Annotated in this window: 12 protein-coding genes; 3 read left to right on the top strand and 9 right to left on the bottom strand. The window is 47.1% G+C overall.

From position 1 onward, the window contains the following. Positions 1-192 precede the first annotated feature (192 nt). The 4 genes from ACIGBN_RS05390 to pssA form a co-directional block, all read right to left on the bottom strand. Positions 193-939, bottom strand: a complete 747-nt coding sequence (locus tag ACIGBN_RS05390) for an ABC transporter ATP-binding protein (RefSeq protein WP_341564064.1) — start codon at positions 937-939, stop codon at positions 193-195. Further along, complete coding sequence (locus tag ACIGBN_RS05385) at positions 939-2051, bottom strand: iron chelate uptake ABC transporter family permease subunit (protein WP_396664078.1); 1113 nt, start codon at positions 2049-2051, stop codon at positions 939-941. Before ACIGBN_RS05385 ends, ACIGBN_RS05390 begins: the two co-directional genes overlap by 1 nt. Next, positions 2051-3226, bottom strand: a complete 1176-nt coding sequence (locus ACIGBN_RS05380) for an ABC transporter substrate-binding protein (protein ID WP_396664076.1) — start codon at positions 3224-3226, stop codon at positions 2051-2053. Before ACIGBN_RS05380 ends, ACIGBN_RS05385 begins: the two co-directional genes overlap by 1 nt. A gap of 277 nt (positions 3227-3503) precedes the next feature. Beyond that, positions 3504-4841, bottom strand: a complete 1338-nt coding sequence (gene pssA / locus ACIGBN_RS05375) for a CDP-diacylglycerol--serine O-phosphatidyltransferase (protein WP_396664074.1) — start codon at positions 4839-4841, stop codon at positions 3504-3506. A gap of 307 nt (positions 4842-5148) precedes the next feature. Here pssA and ACIGBN_RS05370 point away from each other — a divergent pair, with 307 nt between their 5' ends. Next, complete coding sequence (locus ACIGBN_RS05370) at positions 5149-6882, top strand: aconitase X (RefSeq protein WP_396664072.1); 1734 nt, start codon at positions 5149-5151, stop codon at positions 6880-6882. A gap of 47 nt (positions 6883-6929) precedes the next feature. Next, positions 6930-7433 (top strand): GNAT family N-acetyltransferase, encoded by a 504-nt coding sequence (locus tag ACIGBN_RS05365; RefSeq protein WP_396664070.1) that lies wholly within the window; start codon positions 6930-6932, stop codon positions 7431-7433. A gap of 58 nt (positions 7434-7491) precedes the next feature. Here the strand turns inward: ACIGBN_RS05365 and ACIGBN_RS05360 are convergent, their stop codons facing one another. Further along, complete coding sequence (locus ACIGBN_RS05360) at positions 7492-8727, bottom strand: cysteine desulfurase-like protein (RefSeq protein WP_396664068.1); 1236 nt, start codon at positions 8725-8727, stop codon at positions 7492-7494. Positions 8728-8768: 41 nt separating this feature from the next. Then, complete coding sequence (locus ACIGBN_RS05355) at positions 8769-9419, bottom strand: 2OG-Fe dioxygenase family protein (RefSeq protein ID WP_133002922.1); 651 nt, start codon at positions 9417-9419, stop codon at positions 8769-8771. Between the two features lie 400 nt (positions 9420-9819). On the opposite strand from ACIGBN_RS05355, the gene ACIGBN_RS05350 reads away from it, so the two are divergent. Then, positions 9820-11379 (top strand): methyl-accepting chemotaxis protein, encoded by a 1560-nt coding sequence (locus ACIGBN_RS05350; protein WP_396664066.1) that lies wholly within the window; start codon positions 9820-9822, stop codon positions 11377-11379. Between the two features lie 36 nt (positions 11380-11415). Here ACIGBN_RS05350 and glgX read toward each other — a convergent pair whose 3' ends face one another. From glgX to ACIGBN_RS05335, 3 genes are all read right to left on the bottom strand, one after another. Further along, positions 11416-13440 (bottom strand): glycogen debranching protein GlgX, encoded by a 2025-nt coding sequence (gene glgX, locus ACIGBN_RS05345; protein ID WP_396664064.1) that lies wholly within the window; start codon positions 13438-13440, stop codon positions 11416-11418. A 98-nt stretch (positions 13441-13538) separates the two neighbouring features. Next, entirely contained in the window at positions 13539-15746 is a 2208-nt protein-coding gene (gene glgB / locus ACIGBN_RS05340; RefSeq protein ID WP_396664062.1) for a 1,4-alpha-glucan branching protein GlgB, read from the bottom strand. Positions 15747-15765: 19 nt separating this feature from the next. Next, positions 15766-18903, bottom strand: a complete 3138-nt coding sequence (locus ACIGBN_RS05335) for a glycoside hydrolase family 15 protein (RefSeq protein ID WP_396664060.1) — start codon at positions 18901-18903, stop codon at positions 15766-15768. Positions 18904-18951: the final 48 nt, after the last annotated feature.

Here is an 18951-nt window from a genome sequence, read left to right as displayed (position 1 = left end):
AAAGCTTCTGAAAAAGGGCTTTGACCTGACATTTACCCCAACACTGCTAACAGGAGAGGCACTCCAAGAAGCCAGCATTTCCGGGGTTCTTAGCATGGGTGTCCTGATAAGTTCCTTTTCCGTTTCCGGGGTTCTTAGCATGGGTGTCCTGATAAGTTCTTGATAAGTTTCCTGATAAGTTCCATTAGGTAATCACAGTCTGGCGGCAATGATGGGGTAGTCATCCAGTTGGATGATTTGTGAATTGACGTTGAAGATGTCTTGTATGAGTTGCTGGTCAATAATATGTCTCGGTTCGCCATAGGCAAATAACTCGCCGTTGTGCAGTGCTGCGACTTTGTGAGAATACTGGATGGCTAAGTTCAGGTCGTGCATAACCATGATGGCGCAGGCGTTATTGTGTTTTGTGTAGCATTTAACGAACTCTAGCAGCTTGAACTGGTTGTGCATGTCGAGGGCGGCGGTGGGTTCGTCTAACACCAATACTTTCGGCGTGTTTATCACGGCTTGCGCGAGCCCTACCATTTGGCTTTCACCGCCAGAAAGCTCCGCGCAGATTTTATTCGCCAGCGACATAATGCCGATACTTTCCAATAAGGCGAGCACCTTTTCTGCGCTGTTGGCTTTCGTGAAAAGCGAATTTGAGCCAACGTGCATCGTTGTGATCAGCAGCTCAAGTACCGTGATATTGGCGGCGACACGATGGTCTTGTGGCAGATAGCCGATGTCGTCCAGCGCCAATGGCTTTCCTGCGAACAAAACCGACTGAGTATCAAGGCGAATGCGTTTGGTGATTTGTTTGAGTACGGTTGATTTGCCCGCGCCATTTTTGCCAATTAACGAGACCATCTCCCCAGGGTAGATTTCTGGGATGCTCATGTTGTTTAAAATGACGTTGTTGCCAAAGGAAACACACAGACGGTTGATTTTAAGCGTCATTAGAATTTTCCTCCTTTTTTGATGATCAAGAAGATAAAGAAGGGAATGCCCACCATCGACATCATCACGGTTAATGGCAATATGATGCCCGGCATAATTGATTTACTGGCAATGGAAGCAAGCTCAAGCAATACCGCGCCGAGTAAGAAAGAAGCGGGCAAGAAAAAGCGCTGATCTTCACCTAAAACCATGCGCGCAATGTGCGGAGCGACTAGACCAACAAAGCCAATGGCGCCAACAAACGCGACGGACAACGAGGTGATTAATGACACCAGCAGCAGTGTTTTAATGCGCAGGCGCTTAACATTGATGCCCATGGATTCTGCTCGTTCTATGCCGACTTTTAAGGATGACAGTTTCCATGAGTCCTTCATCATGATGGCCAAAACGATGGGCAACAAAATGGCTAAGATCGCGATTTTGTCCCAGTTTCCACGATCTAATGAGCCCAGGTGCCAAAACACTAAGGTTTGCAGCTGTGTCTCGGTCGCAATGTATTGCATCATGGTCAACAAGCCTTCGTAGGCGAACATGATAGCCACCCCAAACAACATCACGCCTTCAATGGATATGCGTTTGATGGACGAAATGCCGGCAATCATAAAGGTGGTTAACAAACACATGACGAAGGCCATCGCCGCCACTTGATATTGCTGAGGAATAAATGGCACAGCAATAATGTTTGTGATGACCAGAGACGCGCCAAAGCCAGCCGCCGCCGAAACGCCAAAGGTGTAGGGATCAGCCAATGGGTTGTTTAATGTGGTTTGCATCTGAGCGCCAGCAATGGCGAGGGCGCCGCCCACGAATGGCGCCATTAGAGACATCGGCATGCGAATGTCCCAAATGATCGTTCGACTGGCAATGTCGCTGGAGCTTGGGAAGAAAATGCCGTGAATCACTTGTGTGAAAGTGAGCCCATGGGAGCCGATAAGAATGTCTGCAATGAGCCCCACAATGCTTAATAAGAAAAACACACAAAGGGCCAGTTTTTTCCTTTTCAGGCGTAAGTGATGCAGCGCGAGTGCAGAACTTAACTCTGCATTGTGTGTTTTTTGCGCCAACTCGTTGGTGTGTTCTATGGCGTCTGAAGCGAAACCCATGTCACTCATTATTGCATGGCCTCAGTGTTGTTCTGCCCGAATATGCCGGCCACTTTACGATGCCCAAAGCGTAAATTCATTTCTTCAAACGTGTGCTCAGGATCAAGGTCTTTAAATTGCTCAGGGTGAAGCCATTTCGCAAAGTATTCAATGGCGACTAGGTTATAAGGTGAGTTGTAAAAAGGCATGTAGATCGAATAAACATCGTGATTTTGATACGCCTTGGTGGCTTTGAGAAAAGGCCTGTTCATTAATTCGCTGGTCGCTTTTTTGATGCCATCCTTGTGGACAGGGCCGTACCCTAAAGGGATGCCAGCGGTGGCATTACCGTCTTTATCAATCCATCCGGTCGATTGCATGATGTACACATCAGGTTGATCTACTATGATGCTTTCTGCCGACATTTGGCCAGTAACAGCACCTTTTAATGGCTTTTCGGCGATATTCGTCGCACCTAGATAAGGGATATAAGCCCCCATGTTGCCCGTAGCAAAAGTCCGGCAGCATGATGTGTTATAACCAGCCGCACGCTCTATAAAGACTTTTTTGTGTTTTTCGCTTTCTGGCAAAGAGGCAATAGTGTCGGTAATGGCTTTGATGTGTTCTTGGTAGTAATCAGCAAAGTGCTGGCCTTGTTCTTTTCGCCCTAAAGCGGTGGCAAGGCTTGTGACAGACTGTAGCGTGTTTTTAATCGGATGTTCTCGGAAATCGACCGCGAGTACTTTAATGCCTGCTTTGTCTAACTTTTTAAGCAGGCCTTTTTCTTCTGCTATTTTGATGTTGGCTAGGTCGACGACAAACAAATCAGGTTTGTGGGTCATATTGATAAAACGTTCAGTGTCGAATTCGCTGGTTTGAATCTTGCCTATTTTCATTAGGTTTTTAAGTTCAGGATACACTTTGGTGTAGTTGGAATACATGCTTGGAGCGGATAGGCGCATGTCATCACGCCAAACAACAAGGTGTTTGATGGCATCTTTCTGATACATAATTTCAAGCAATGGCATTAATCGACCAGTGGAAAGTGCGATATTTTCTGGTTGGCTATTGATGGTAATAGTGCGGCCTGCGACATCGGTAACTGTGACTGGAAAGGTGTCAGCCAGTGCGATGTGAGAGGTAATCGCGCAGAGGCTTGTGATAAGAGTGTTGAATACGCGTCGCGTGCAGCTGGATTGTCCCATGAAAGTATCACCTTAAGAATGACCGTGGTTGGAAGTGGTGTCTATGATAATGAATTTCATTAGCATCTTCAATGTAACTTTATGTAAACAGGTATAAGTTTATTGAAGAGCAAAATGTCTTCTATAGACGTGCTGTATGGCTGGCTTGTTTTATGACGGGCAGGCAAAGGTGATCATGTATTCGTAAAAGAGGTATCGCAGAAAGCGATTGTTGGCTTGTAACGTGAGCAAAAACAAAAAAGGAGCCTATTGGCTCCTTTTTTGTTTTCTTCGTGTATTACAAAATGCGTTTTAGCAGACGGTCGGCTCTGGTGCGAATAACCCGTCTTAGTAATCGCTTTACCCTAGTAGGGTAGTGTCGAATGCTTTCAAGCTGGCGGTAGCTTTCAACCCGTTTTGTGTGGGTCAGTATATTATCGAATTCGGCACTGAATTTTTCTTCTAGTAGACCTTCAGGGTCTTGAATAAAAAGACCGTTTTCAAGATCTAATGTCCAGGCTCTTGGGTTGATGTTGTTGCCTGTGAGCAGCATGGCTTGTCGATCGATCCAAATGCCTTTTAGATGGTAGCTGTTGGTGTCGTGCTTCCAGAGGTGAATGGAAAGATCGCCAGATTGGATGTAACTCTCATTGGCACGGGCGAAACGACGCAGCGTTATTTCATAAAGGTAAGGCAGCCCGCCAATGACTTTAAAAGGTTGCTCTGGCGAAATGTAAAAGTCGTTCGCCGTTTTATCGCCAATAATAACATGCACTTTTACACCGCGTTTGATCGCTCTTTTTACTTCTCTAATGACGGTTTTTGGAGGATTAAAATACGGCGTACAGAGGTAAATCTCTTGCTGTGCATAAGCCAGTAATTGGACGATGGTCTGGTTTAGCTTGTTGTTTCGTTTACCGACACCCAGCAGTGGTGTGATGGCCACCTGACCTTTTTCTATGGCTTCATGAGCGACTGAGTAGCTCGCTTTTGATAAGGACAAACGAAAGCGTTTAATGGTCGCTCTGAGTTCTTTGGTGGTCGGCAGGGTTGTTTGAGAGAGATCGTGCACAGCAGGGTGGTCGATCATTTTTTGACGGATAAAGTCCGTCATGCTGTTTGCCAAAGAAGCGTTCTCGATCACATGATAGCGGTCAAAACGGTAGCGTTCTTGGTAATGCAGGTAGATGTTATTTAAGCTGGCGCCACTGTAAATGACAGTGTCATCAATAATGAAACCTTTTAAGTGCAGCACCCCAAAGACTTCTCGGTTGCGTACCGGAATCCCATACACTGAGATTTTATGTTCATAGCGCTTTGCATACTCTTGATAGAAAGCCGCATTGCCTGTGCTTTTATCGGCGCCGATAAGACCACGTTGCGCTCGATGCCAATCGACACAGATTGCAATATCAAGGTTTGGATTCTGCTGCTTCGCTTGATAAACAGCGGACAAGACTTCGCGTCCTGCTTCATCATTTTCCAGATAAAGAGCGGTTAAATAAATGCGCTGTTTGGCGTTTTTAATGGCATCAAGTAACTGCTCACGAAAACACTGGGCAGAATGCAGTATTTGAAACTGATCGGGATGAAGCGAAAAAGTGGGCAATGAATCAAATGAAGATCTAATTGGCATGATACCGGTAGGCTACCTTTTATATTGTGCTAACGAATAACTATAACAAAACCGTAAATTTTTGCCCATAAAATAAGGGTTTGCTTTACTTTTAATTTTCAAACGTACTTATTTTTTAAGCAAAAGAGAAGGCTTTTCGGGGGCTAAAAAAGACACCTATTGAGTCTGTTAAGACGTCACAAGAGAGTAGGTAGGAGAGTGTGAGAGTGTCTTTATGACAGATGGGCTAATTCCTTGTGATGTGTCTTGTATAGAAAACGGATAATCGCTAGATTGGTCATAAGGTCACTAAAAGAAAGGACACGAAATGTTACCTGATGACGTTATAAAACGCGCGCAACGAGTGCTTATCCATGGGAAAGGGGATGGTAATGTGCTGTTTTCTCATGAAGGCTTAAGCCTTTGGGGAGGCGTGGACCCACACACCAGTGAGGTCATAGATCGTCATCATCCGTTATCTGGTCAACGCTTAGCTGGCAATGTTTTAGCCATTCCATGCGGGCGTGGGTCTTGTACCGGCAGCGGCGTGCTGATGGAGCTGATGTTAAAAGGCTTAGCGCCTTCCGCCATTATTATTAATCAGCCAGAAGACATTTTGACCTTGGGCGTCTTGGTGGCAGAAGAAATGTTTGCTTGCTCTATTCCTGTTATCGCGCTTTCCAGTGCGGACTTTAATGCGCTAGAACAAGTGACTTGGCTGTCTGTATCGGGCGACCAATGGAGCGCCAGTGAGACTCTGCCCGAAGTTGATAATCCTGCTCGACCCTCTTCACTTCGATTGTCTGAGTTCGACCTCGCGTGTTTGCAGGGTGAGCATGGCAAGGCGCATCAAGCCGCTATGCGGATTATTACCCGCATGGCAGAGCTGCAAGGAGCGCCGTGTTTATTGGATATTTCTCAAGCCCACATAGACGGGTGCATTTACACGGGGGAAGCCGGGCTGCGCTTTGCTCAAACCTTGGTGGAATGGGGCGCAAAGGTTTCGGTACCAACATCGTTAAACTCAATTTCAGTGGATCGTCAGCGTTGGCAACAACAAGCCGTACCTACGGAGTTTGCCAAAGCGGCCAATGATCTCGCTGATGCCTATTTGAACATGGGGTGCTCGGCGACTTATACCTGTGCGCCGTATTTATTGGAAGGCGCGCCACAGCAAGGGGCGCAAATTGCTTGGGCAGAATCCAATGCGGTGGTGTTTGCCAACAGTGTGTTGGGTGCTCGATCGTTAAAATACCCAGATTATTTAGACATTTGCATGGCCATTACGGGGCGAGCGCCATACATTGGTTGTCATCTAGAGAGCGAACGAAAAGCCCGCTATGTGGTAAAGGTAGAGAAGCCTGCGCAGGCCGATGAAGCTTTTTACCCTTTGCTAGGCTACTGGCTTGGCAAGCACAGTCATGGTCGTATTCCTGCGGTTGTCGGTTTAGCAACGGCGGGGGTGACGCTTGATGATTTAAAAGCCTTGGGGGCTGCGTTTGCGACCACGTCATCGGCGCCCATGTTTCATATCGTAGGTGTGACACCAGAGGCTGTGACGCTCGACGCTGTCATTGCTTCGCAAGAAGCGCCAGTAATGGCGGTCGATGGCACTGAGTTGGCCAAGATTTGGCGGTCATTGAATTCTACTGACGCGGAGCGCATTGCGATGGTGTGTTTGGGCAATCCGCATTTTTCACTCAGTGAAATTGAGCGCTTAGCTGGCTTGGTGTTAGGCAAAGAAAAAGCGCCAGAGACGCGTCTGGTGATCACGTGCAGTCGAGTCATTTATGAGCACGCGCAAGCCCATGTCTCTACCTTGACGGAGTTTGGTGTGGAGTGGATCACAGATACCTGCTGGTGCATGATAGATAAGCCCATTTTGCCGACAGAAGAGCACACCATGATGACAAATTCCGCTAAGTACGCACATTATGGGCCTGGTATTTCAGGGTGTGGCGTGCGTTTTGGCAGTTTAGAAGAGTGTGTGCAAGCCGCACTGACCAGTCAGCAAGTGTTTGCGTTGCCACAGTGGCTAGTGGCGTCCCACGATAGTCTATGATTTAACGTTTAAATGGCATTTTATTTGAGTGGTTTTTTGGAGGCATGATGGAAATTCGGAAAGTTAAATTCTCTGATGTTGAGCAAATTACGGCGATTTATAATTTCTATGTCGAAAATACCCAAGTAACTTTTGAAGAGGAGTGCGCTACCCCAGACGAGATGCACTCACGGGTTGAAAAAGTGATTCAGCGTGACCTGCCATGGCTGGTGCTGGAAAACGAAGAAGGGGAGGTGTTGGGCTATGCCTATGCGTCACCCTGGCACAATCGCAGTGCTTATCGGTTTACCGTGGAAGCGACGGTTTACCTTATGCCAGAAGTGCAAGGGCAAGGCTACGGAACCATCTTATACGAAGCTTTATTAGCCTTGCTGCATAAAAAAGACATTAAAAGTGTCTTGGGCGTGATTGCGCTGCCAAATGAAGCAAGCATAGCGCTGCATGAGGCATTGGGCTTTGAAAAAGTAGGTGAATTTGCTGAGGTAGGCTTTAAATTCCAGCAGTGGATCAGTGTTGGTTATTGGCAGTTGATACTAGAGCAAAATGACTAAATGATGGCATCAAACGCTGAGTCATGACGCGTTTGATGCCAAGCTTAAATGGTCTAGATTAGCCGACTAACGTTTGCAGTTTTTGGCAGAATATCAGCACTTCTTCTTGGGTGTTGTAATGCAAGCAACCTACGCGAACCACGCCGCCCTTGTCGGTAATGTCCAATTGATCATACAGACCTTGCGCATAAAAATTGCCATCCCAAAGGCAAATCGCCTGCTCACCAAAAAATTCAGACACGGCACGGGGTTCAATGCCTTTTATTCGAAAGGCAATGGTCGGGGTACGCGCCGATAAACGATCTAATGATTCAATCCCGTATAGCGTTAGACTGGGGATTTTCGTTAGCTCTTGGATAAGTGTTTGACTTAGGGCTTCTTCGTGCTTTTTGATTTGTTCAAAAGCAGACAATAAGCGCGCTCGTCGGTCACCCTCTTGCTCACCTAACGACGCCAAATAATCGATGCAAGCAAGGTAACCCGCCATTGCTTCGTAGTTTTGAGTGCCTGTTTCCCAGCGATTAGGGTCAATGTTTTTAGCCGGTGCCACTTTATAAGGCGTGAGTTGAGAGAGGGTACTTGCTTTGGCATACAAGACCCCTAAATGTGGCCCAAAATACTTGTAGGCCGATGACACTAGAAAGTCGCAATCCAACGCTTGTACGTCAATGGCGTGGTGCGGAGCATAATGCACTGCATCTAAATAGGTGATGGCGTTTGTGTGTGTTTTGATTAACGTCATGACCTCGTTAAGCGGCACGATAGACCCGGTCACGTTAGAGGCGCAAGTGAACGCAACAAGGCGTGTTTTGCTGTTCAGCAGGCTTTCTAAATGAGCCAGATCCAGGGTGCAATCGGTTTCGTTAACCTGCACATAATGAACAAGCACGCCTTTTTCTTCAGCCAATAAAACCCACGGCGACACATTCGAGTAATGGTCTAGGTTCGTGACAATGATTTCATCGCCCGCTTGCCATTCTCTGGCAATGGCACGACTCATGTGAAAGTTGATGCTGGTGGCATTTGCACCAAAAATAATCTCTTGTTCGCTGCTTGCGTTGTACAAATCTTTGGCGGCCAAGCGAGCTTGATGCATCACCTTTTCTGTTTCTTTGCTTGAGAAATACGCACCCCCTAAATTGGCGTTAAAATGGCCAAGATATTCTTGCATGGCGTTCAGCACACCGAGACTGACTTGGGAGCCACCAGGACCATCTAAGAAAATGGCGGATTGACCGTTATGTTGGTAATTTAGCGCCGGAAATAAAGCGCGGCATTGGTCTAGATGATGCATTTTTTTCTCCATGATGAGGTGCGTTCAAAGGTGTTGTCGTATTAATGAACGAGATTTGCTGTCAGAACAAAAAGGTCCATATAACCAAAGTCACCATCGACGGGTTTAATCGGATGAGCGCTGTGAAAAAACTTGCGGTCGTTTAGTACCACAAACTCGCCTTGGTCAAAGTCGTGGCTAATCATGGCAGGGCTTTTCTTATCAAGATGGATATTGATGTTGCCACCTTGGATATTATGGCGCTGCATGACATAGATGCCGATGCGATCAAAACCGTCTTGGTGAACCCCTTCTGGTGCGACTTCCGCTCTTTTATGATCGGCAAAAATACGCATCTGATGGACCTCAATCGGCGTGTCGTCTTGGACATTCGCCATTTTTTGAAAGTGATCAAACAGCTCAACAAAAGCTGGGTCTTCAAATGTTTGATCTTCAATTTCCGGATAAACACGAACCACATTACCTTGAAAGTGATTAATGCTCTCATCTTGTACAAAGGCTTGCGCAGAAAGGCGGGATAGACGGTGGTTGTTCATTACAAAGCGCGAGTAACGGCGTAGTCGAAACGCGCCATCAGCGTAAGGGCTCGCTGGCAAGTTGCTAAATGACGACGTGAGGTGATTGACACTGTCTGGCGTCAGTTGGCCAAGTTCAAGGTAAAAATTGTCTAGCGTAGTCTTGTCAGTAAGCATAATTCAATCCTCAATTCCGCGCATTGGCAGATCATGCGCAATGGCATTTTTGTTGTTTTGATGAGTTATTCGCCTTGTGAGCTTATGTCTAGTGTAGCCATTCATGATCAAAAAAGTTTTGCTTTTTATGTGCTATTTTCACCGATTAGAGGTTATTTAATTTATTAATAATTAGATATGAGAATAAAATAGTCTTCTTGTTGTTTGGGGACGGTTTGTTGAAATGATGATTTTTAGCAAGCAGATAGGCGGTGTGAGAAGAGAGGAGTCCTCAAGTGCTCAGGGCGAGCCGTTGGTGTTGTTAAATAACCTACTACTTTAGTAGTAGACTTCAGACTTTATGCCTATCTAGGGTTAGGATAAGACAATATTCTAATAATAAAAACGGTAGGGAAGAATTATGGCTTATGCGCAGTTTGGGAGCCTATGTGCTCTCTTTATTTTGTTTGTGGTTGGGTATTTTCAAACCGCAATACCTCTGCTATACAGCTTGGTCGGTGGTGCTGTTTGCGCGCTTGCTTTGCTGTCTTCCATCTTGCTGCGATCGCGTCCGCAGAAGGCATTAATAGAGCGCAAAGACACGCCGGCAATCGACTATGCTCAGGTGAGCCAAAGCGTAACGCGTGCCACTTCGAAAATGGCAATGGGGGCGGCTGAAGTGTCCTATTTTGTCGATACGCTTAATAAAGACATTCGCTTTACGAGCGACGACAGCTCGCAAATCTCCCAGGCGGCACAAGCCTTGTCTGATACCAGTGTGAATTTATCCAAGAATTTGACTCAGGTTGCCCACACCATGAGCGACACGGCCAGCTCCAGTCAAGTTGCTCAATCCGCCCTGCAAAAAAGCGCTGAGCAAATCAGCGAGCTAACGCAAAAAGTACAGGCCGCCAGTGAGCAGTTAAGCCAATTAACACAAAGTGCAGACGCCATAGATAGCATTACCAATGTCATCAAAGGGGTGTCTGAGCAAACCAATTTATTGGCGTTAAACGCGGCGATTGAAGCCGCCAGAGCGGGCGAGCAAGGCCGAGGCTTTGCGGTGGTCGCAGACGAAGTGCGTGCGCTTGCAGGGAAAACAGCAGACGCCACTGAGCAAATATCCACCTTATTGATAGACGTTAGAGAGAACAGCCAACTTACTAATACTGAAATGGCGGCATTGAAAACCTTGAGTGAATCGCTTGCTGAGACGCTGTTAGGGGAAACAGAGCGTTTTATGGCGCTAACAAGTGAGGTGCAAAATGCGTCACTTGTGCTTTCTGAGGTAGAAAATACTGGAGAAAGTTTGGGCGCAACAAGTCTGCAGATTAATGAGTCTATTTCTCGTATCAGCGAGGCTCTGCATAGTATTAATGGGCGCAGTGAAGAGTTATCTGGCGAAGCTTCTGGGTTGAGCTCAGGTGCTGAAGTGGTGTTCAGAGAGTTGGATAAAGTCGATCAATCGTTGTTCTTTTCTGAGTTAGTGGCCACGGCGAAAGCCACCGCTAAACACATAGGGCAGCTGTTTGAAACCGCGATTGCAGAGAGCGAATTGTCACAAAGTGATGTGTTTTCTAAACAATATCAAGCCATTGAAAACACGCGCCCACAAAAGTTCAGCACCCCTTATAACGACTTTACCGATCGTACTTTTCCTCAGTATCAAGAAAAGGTACTCGAACAACACAGTGAGGTAATTTTCGCCGGGGCAGTGGATGTGAACGGTTATTTTCCGACCCACAATAACAAGTTCAATCAGCCGCTGACCGGAGACTATGATACGGATTTGGCGAATAACCGAAGTCGTCGTATTTTTGATGATCCGACAGGTCGTCGTTGTGGTGCCCACCAAGAAAGCTTTTTATTGCAAACGTATAAGCGCGACACGGGCGAGATTCTCCATGATTTGTCGGTGCCTATTTATGTCAATGGTCAGCATTGGGGAGGTTTTCGAGTCGGCTTTACGCCCGCTTTATAAGCGGGCGCTTGCCGTCGCTGTTTGATGTCGAGGTGGCTAAACCAGTTTGGCCAGCAGTACGCCTCTATACTCACAAACAAGTGCGTCCTTCTCAATGCTCATTCCAGGGGTTTGGTAAAGCACATCGAGTGTGCTTGCATTGCTGGGTAGCGGCACATTGAGCGGATGGTCTTCTCGATAGAAGACCAACCAAAGTCGATTTGATAAATCAGCAGAGGTCAGGGTTAAAGCCAAATAATCCCGTTCGCTTTCTGCCCAGTCGTGTTCAGACATGGGTTGGCTGAACTGATTGAGCCATTCTATGTGATCGGGTTCAAGGTGCTGATAAAGCGGGTCATCCTCAAGGTAGACCTCCGCTAATATAGGGTAGGCTTTACGAATCGTCATTAGGCTAGAAATGGCCTCTTGCAAGGCGTTTCTAGCGCTGCTTTCTTGCCATGATAACCAGGTTATCTCATTGTCCTGACAGTAGGCGTTATTGTTGCCTTGTTGACTATGAGACAGTTCGTCTCCCCCTAGAAAGTGAGGCGTTCCTTGGCTGAGCAGCAAGGTGGCGATAAAACAAAGTTGCTGGTTGAGGCGTTTACTTTGTATGTCGGCGTTGTCTGTTGGCCCTTCCTGACCGAAATTTTGACTGATATTGTCGCCATGACCGTCACGGTTGTTTTCCATATTGGCCAGGTTATGACGGCGGTGATAAGACACCAGATCATTCAGTGTGTAACCGTCGTGATAGGTAATATAGTTCACCGAGTGCAGGGCGCTGCGTCGGCCTTTGTGGAAGTAATCCCGGGACCCCATCAAGCGGGTGGCGAAAACAGGGGTAAGCCCTTCGTCACCGCGCCAAAAGCGTCGAATAGTGTCACGGTATTGATCGTTGCATTCTAAAAAGCCGCGCGGAAATTGTCCGACCTGATAGCCGTCTGGGCCTATGTCCCAAGGCTCCATGACTAAGCAGCTGTTGCTTAAAATAGGGTCTTGTAAAATGGCCTGTAACAAGGGCGCTTTAGGGGAAAAGTCGTGGTCTGTTCGACCCATGTCGACCCCAAGATCAAAGCGGAAACCGTCCACTCCCATGACCTCTACCCAATAACGCATGCTGTCACAGATGAGACGAATGGAGGCGGAGTGATACGTATCAAAGCAGTTGCCGCAACCTGTGTAATTCAAATACTCACCGTCTGCATGACGGTAGTAATGGGCGTTATCCAGACCGCGATAGCAAACACTGGATTGGTTTAACTCACTTTCGGCGGTGTGGTTATACACCACATCGAGGATGACCTCAAAACCCGCATGACGTAAGCCGTCTACCATGGCTTGGAATTCTGCGATGGCGTCTTGGTGCGCATAAGAGGTTTCTACTGCGAAAAAGCTAATGGGATTATAGCCCCAGTAATTTTTCAGATTGAGTTCTTGTAAGTGTCTTTCATTGGCAAAACTAAAGCAGGGCATGAGTTGAATCGTGGTAATGCCTAAGGCGCGAAGGTGGGCGATGCCTGGGTCTGAAATGACGCCTAAATAGGTGCCTTTTAATGCTTCATCGATAGGCAGTTGCTGACTAAAACCTTTCACATGCAATTCATAAATGGCTCGGTGTGGAGGCTCTACGTTAACGCGCGCTGGGCGTTGCGAAGTTGGCGCAACGGTTTTGACTATCGACTTAGGCACACAGTAGGCGGAATCTGTAAGGTGAGGGTCGCCTTCTACCGTGAGCGCTGCTTGATCGGCATGCCAGACAAGTTTTTCACTCAGTGCTTTCGCGTAGGGATCGATCAGTAATTTGTGCTCATTAAAGAGTTGCTGCTGGCTTGGGTCGAAAGGTCCCTTGGCACGCAGTCCATAACGCTGATTCTCGGTTATCCCCAACACTTCCATATGCCAAATTCCCCGTTCTTTGGCAATAAAGGGCAGGCGCTCAATCTCATTATCTTGCTCATCAAAAAGGCAAAGCAATAGTTCTGTGGCGTCTTCTGAAGTAACGGCAAAATTAACGCCTTTGTCTGTCACACTTGCCCCTAATGGAAAAGGCTGACCGTGGTTAACGGTATAGGTGTCCATAACGTCTCCTTGATGAAGAAACGCCCGTTATAAACGGGCGAGTCACTACGCTGTGTTCATTAGATAGTGCGCACTTTGAATTGCAAAAGCCCGATCAATTAAGAGGCGAGCCATTTTAGAAAGACCGCAGAAAGTGGCGGCACTTTCACCACGATACTGTGTGCCTTACCATGACTAGAAACCGCTTCTGTTGTGTATATATGATCGCTGGTTAAGCCTTCATAATGCAGGTAATCACTGCCTTGGTATTTGCTTTCGTCGGTGTTAAACGCCACTTGATAGCGGCCAGACTCAGGCACACCAATGCGGTAACTGCCTTGTGGAACTGGCGTAAAGTTGGTGATCACAACACCGTGTTCGGCGTTGTTTTTCGCTTTGCGCACAAAGACCAAAATACTGTTGGCACTGTCGTCATAGCTGATCCACTCAAAGCCAAGGCCTGAATGATCCAGGTGCAACGCAGACTCATTTTTATACAAGTGGTTGAGATCTTGGCTAAGCGCTTGCTGCCCTTGATGGTAATTAATATCAAGAAGATGCCAATCCAATGAACGTTCATGACTCCATTCTCGACCTTGTGCAAACTCATTGCCCATAAAGTTCAGTTTCTTACCCGGGTGGAAATACATATAGGCGGTAAACACTCGCAAGTTAGCGAATTTCTGCCATGGATCGCCGGGCATTTTCTCTATCATAGAGCCTTTACCATGCACCACTTCATCGTGAGAAAGCGGCAATACAAATTGCTCATCGTAGGCGTATACCATGCTAAAGGTCAGCTCACCTTGATGATACTTGCGGTGTACTGAGTCTTTTTTGATGTACTCAAGCGAGTCATTCATCCACCCCATATTCCATTTAAAGCCAAAGCCAAGGCCGTCCATATAGGTGGGTTTAGAGACGCCAGGGAAGGCGGTGGATTCTTCTGCCACAGTGAAGCAGCGAGGGTGATTGAGGTAGACGGTTTCGTTTAAGCGGCGCAAAAACGCAATCGCTTCATAGTTGTGATTGCCGCCGTCTTTATTCGGTATCCATTCGCCCTCTTCACGGGAGTAATCCAGATACAGCATGGAGGCGACGGCATCGACACGTAAGCCATCGATGTGGAACTCTTCTAACCAGTACACAGCGTTACTGATTAAGTAGTTCACCACATGCTCTTTCCCAAAATCGTAAATCAGAGAATTCCACTCAGGGTGCCAGCCTTTTTTCGGGTCTGGGTATTCGTACTGTTTTGATCCATCAAAGTTGGCTAACCCGTGGCTATCGTCAGGGAAATGCGCCGGTACCCAATCCATGATGACGCTGATGTTTGCTTGGTGCAGTGCATCCACCAAGGCTTTGAATTCTTCCGCTGTGCCAAAGCGAGAGGTTACCGCATACAAGCCAACCGGTTGATAGCCCCAAGACCCATCAAATGGGTATTCGGTAATGGGCAGTAGCTCCACATGGGTGTAGCCCATTGTTTCGACGTAAGGCACTAATTCATCAATCAGTTCTAAGTAGGTAAGTGGCTTATTGTCTGCTTTACGACGCCATGAGCCCAGGTGCAGCTCATAGATGCTCATTGGTTTTTCATAGATGTCTTCAACCGGACGAGTGGTCCATGCGCTGTCTTGCCACTGATGTTTGTGGTCGAAGCAGGTCACACTGGCGAACGACGGGTATTGCTCAATGCGTTGTGCGTAGGGGTCTGTACGATGGGGCAATAAGTCACCATTGTTGGCGCGAATCTCATACTTGTAACGTACCCCATGATTGACATCAGGCACGAACAAACGCCAGATGCCATCGCCGCTGCTGGACATCGGATGAGCGCTGCCATCCCAGCCATTAAAATCGCCCACCACAGAGACCGAACGAGCCGCTGGAGCATAGACGGCAAAGCGGGTGCCATTGATCGTCAGTGTGGTGTTTATCTCGGCGCCAAGCTGGATAGCCCCTTGGTTTTTGTACAGACAGGCTTGATGGTGTTCTGGGTCTGAAAACGTGGTACTGGCAAATTGGTATGGGTCGACGATGGTGAACACATCATCGCCATAGGCCACTTGGAGTCGGTAATGAAAGTGTGTTTTCTGCTTTGGTAGGTGCAAATAAAACAAGCCTTCTTGGCTTACTAGGGACATCTCACCCAATACCGTATCATTACTGATTTCTAACACACTGATTGCGGTGGCGCCTGGGCGCCACACAGTGAGAGAAAGTCCTTTTTTATTGTCTTCTTGATGTAAGCCTAAGCAACCAAATGGGTCGGCACAACGCGCGTTCAAAACATCATTAATAAGAACATTTTTAAGCAGATCCATTCACTTCTCCAACCAGGGTTTAGTGTTTTTTATCAGATTGTATTTGGTGTTGACGGCTGTGTAGTTTGCTGACCGCCCAGCGTAAATATTGATTAACCTTACTGAGTGTCAATTGCGCGAATTCATCTAAGGCTGCTTCTGCTAAATTGTCTTTAGGGTGGTCCACTCGGTACTGTTTGGCATGATCGAGCGCTGCATGAGAGACCAAAACAGGCAAATTGATTTCGTGTTCAAATCGACAGTTTTTATGTTGTTGGCAAAATTGAATGTAGGCGTACAGGCCTTCAAAAATTAAACTCTTATACCAGCTAGGGTGAATGTCGAAGGTTAATGACTCGATGAGCACCGCAAAAGTATCTTCACCCGGAGTCATGGAACTGAGTGTTTGTTTGCAATCGAGCGTGGTGTTGCTCTGAACATCGCCAAACACAATGGAGTCCACATGATGCAGACTTTCCCATAATTGCTGTAACATCGACTCGGGCAGTTTAGTGATCATTCCTTGCTCTTCTCGCCAGTCAAACCAATCCACATCCTTCATTTTCATATCATTGGCATCCACATTGTGGTGGTAGCGGACATTATTAGCAACTTGAGTGAATTCAATGTGTTTTTGTTGCAGAACGTCGGTGAGCACATTATAGAGTTCGTTCGGCGACACATGGGACAGGGTTTCAAAGACAGGTGCACTCTCTTCTGGGTCAAAGTGGCGCGCACAAAGCATCGCCAAACTGTGGATTCGTAGGGTTCTTACGCCGGCGAAATAGTCTGGATTCACTTTAATCAGCGTACCGGCAATGGCGATCAGCTCATAGCTAAGCACCATGCTAAGAGAAGAAGATGAGGTGGATTTTAGTAAAGCCAAAATGTCATCTTGATGCAACGGCAAGGAGATGTTGGTTTCGTCTTCTGGGTTTTCGCCAAGCACCAATAGTCGCTGACGCACCGTAATGTCTGCGATATAGGTTGCCAGATCCGTAGATGGTTTCAGCATCAAAGAAAATAACAAGCGAGACGCTTTCCAGTTGCCGCTTAAGAGCGCTTGGGTGTACACAGATTTCAGCACTTTGTAAGCGGTGACCGCAGGGGTTGAGTCAGGTACGGTATTCATCAACGCGCGCCTAGCACCGAGTTCAATCAAGCAATCAATGGCTTCCTCAAGAGAAGGGCGCTCGTTTAAGCGAGTCAATAATTGCTCTGTGTCTATGGTGTGCATCTTACTGCTGTCGTAGTCCTGCGGTTGTGTCGCAAGTTGCCAAGGCGCTTGATGAACGGGCAAGGTGGTGCCAAGCTCGTAGCGTTCAGGGGAGGTGATGGTAATGGTTCTACGACTCCCAGATTTGAACGCGTTTTTCGCCGATTGTGGGATGACTCGAAACTCTTCTAGTTCTCGATTTTGCAGCTGACGAATAAACTCAAATAATTCATCAGCGCCCAGCATTTCACTCAGAGCATCATCAATGAGAATGGTAAAAACCGCATTCGCTGGGTAATACCAGTGTTGTGCAATAATGCTGAGTTCATTGCGAATGTGTGTTTGGAATAAGGCAGGGTCAATTTTTCGGTAGTCTTTGTCTTCGTTCTGAATCCACGACAAACAAAGGTAGTTATCCTCATTAATATGGAAAGGCTGAGAGGTCGCTAAGCTGTTCAATGCGCGATCAGGGCGGCCAGTTAACCCTAAGCTTGATGACACGCCAAGGTGTTGATAGGTCTCGACCAATTGCTTGGCACTAATGGCTTTTAATGGCGCGATTTCTTCTACCGTTTGGCATAAACAGCCAGCCGTGAGTAGTTTTTCTTTGACGGCGTTGTTCTGTGCCAAAATCACCATAGAGGTTGTGACTTTATTTGGGCGGTACTGGATTTTATGCAGCCCTAAGGGGTCGAGATCATCGGTTTTAATAAGCTCGTCATCGAGCATTTTTCCAACCAAATACAAGCTCTGAGCCCACACGAGAGGAAGGTTGTCATTCGGTACGCGCGCTTGGGAACCTGGGTTTTCTTTTTCCGCTAGGATGTTTTCTTCTGGCACATAATACAGCTCAGGAAGCAGCATTTGCCCGTCTTTTTCGATCATCAATCCTTCGAGTTTATAGCGGTAAAAGTTAGCGCTTTCCCAGTCACGAGCAAACAATCGGTCAATGTATAAATAGGTAAAGAAAAGCGGCCATTCCGATTCAATGTGCTCGAAATTGATCAACTCATTGTACTCGTAATAAATGCGGCTTTGGTCTTCTAGAACAGACTGGTGACCGTCCAATAGAAAACGTTTACAGCCGTATTCACCGCCAAGTTTATCGAGGATCTCTTGTCGTGTGCGCCTTGCCAGTTTTTCATCGTTGACGGCAAACGCGGGGAAACTGATGATGCTGAGCAGTGCGCTATCGACTTCTTTAGAGCGAGACTCTTTTGGCAGCAACGATTGTAAAACAGACCCAGCACGCGCGACCGCGTCGGCAAACGAATGGATCACTGACCATTCTGGTCCGTCTTCGCCAAAGAGGTTTAAACCGTCTAGGGCTTCCATCGCGGCTTTTGCCATGCCAACGGAGCTGGCGTTAATTTCGGCTTTGCCATTGTTGACCTTATTGCCTCGCTCCCAAATGCCATAATCTGGTGTGCGATAAGTGCGAGAGATGTAGTAAATAAGGTTTTGAATAAAATTGGCTTCATCGCGAGAGAAGATGATCTTGCTGCCCGCTTTGGTCATTTGTGCCAACATCAGTAGGTAAAAGCTGGTGGCATCAATTTGCAAGTGTCCCCAAGCGTCGTCCGCGACGGCTTCTAACCCTGTCTTGGTATCGTACTTGGCGTGTAATGCGTCCTTGGGGTCAAGGCTGTGTTTAAAGGCTTCTACTTTGTGGGATTGGCGCATCATTGCGAACAGCAAACCGCGCATCATTTTAATGCAGGCGTGTTCTAATTCATGGGCGCGTTTATCGGGGTTTGAAGCCCGCTTATAGGCGAGGTGTAATGCCCACACTGCTTGAATACTGTAGACATTATCTCGTACCCACGCATCCGTGTAGTTGCCGTGATTGTTAATGCTGGTGCTGGCCGGAAATAAGCCAGTCACTGGGTGTTGTCGAGTAAGGATGACCGCTTGAATGTGTTGGTAAAGAGAATCCAGCTTTTCTTGTGTATCAAACGCCATATGTCGATGCCTCGGAAGCGAAAACGCTTTAAAACTGCCATGGTGTGT

This window comes from Marinomonas sp. NPDC078689, from assembly GCF_044542435.1.
Taxonomy (GTDB): Bacteria; Pseudomonadota; Gammaproteobacteria; order Pseudomonadales; family Marinomonadaceae; genus Marinomonas; species Marinomonas arenicola.
This window is presented reverse-complemented; position numbering and strand designations above follow the sequence as displayed.

Coding starts and splice junctions, on each gene's coding strand:
- glgB (WP_396664062.1), bottom strand. CDS start 15,746: ATGGATCTGCTTAAAAATGTTCTTATTAATGATGTTTTGAACGCGCGT.
- ACIGBN_RS05370 (WP_396664072.1), top strand. CDS start 5,149: ATGTTACCTGATGACGTTATAAAACGCGCGCAACGAGTGCTTATCCAT.
- ACIGBN_RS05390 (WP_341564064.1), bottom strand. CDS start 939: ATGACGCTTAAAATCAACCGTCTGTGTGTTTCCTTTGGCAACAACGTC.
- ACIGBN_RS05350 (WP_396664066.1), top strand. CDS start 9,820: ATGGCTTATGCGCAGTTTGGGAGCCTATGTGCTCTCTTTATTTTGTTT.
- ACIGBN_RS05335 (WP_396664060.1), bottom strand. CDS start 18,903: ATGGCGTTTGATACACAAGAAAAGCTGGATTCTCTTTACCAACACATT.
- ACIGBN_RS05360 (WP_396664068.1), bottom strand. CDS start 8,727: ATGCATCATCTAGACCAATGCCGCGCTTTATTTCCGGCGCTAAATTAC.
- pssA (WP_396664074.1), bottom strand. CDS start 4,841: ATGCCAATTAGATCTTCATTTGATTCATTGCCCACTTTTTCGCTTCAT.
- ACIGBN_RS05365 (WP_396664070.1), top strand. CDS start 6,930: ATGGAAATTCGGAAAGTTAAATTCTCTGATGTTGAGCAAATTACGGCG.
- glgX (WP_396664064.1), bottom strand. CDS start 13,440: ATGGACACCTATACCGTTAACCACGGTCAGCCTTTTCCATTAGGGGCA.
- ACIGBN_RS05380 (WP_396664076.1), bottom strand. CDS start 3,226: ATGGGACAATCCAGCTGCACGCGACGCGTATTCAACACTCTTATCACA.
- ACIGBN_RS05355 (WP_133002922.1), bottom strand. CDS start 9,419: ATGCTTACTGACAAGACTACGCTAGACAATTTTTACCTTGAACTTGGC.
- ACIGBN_RS05385 (WP_396664078.1), bottom strand. CDS start 2,051: ATGAGTGACATGGGTTTCGCTTCAGACGCCATAGAACACACCAACGAG.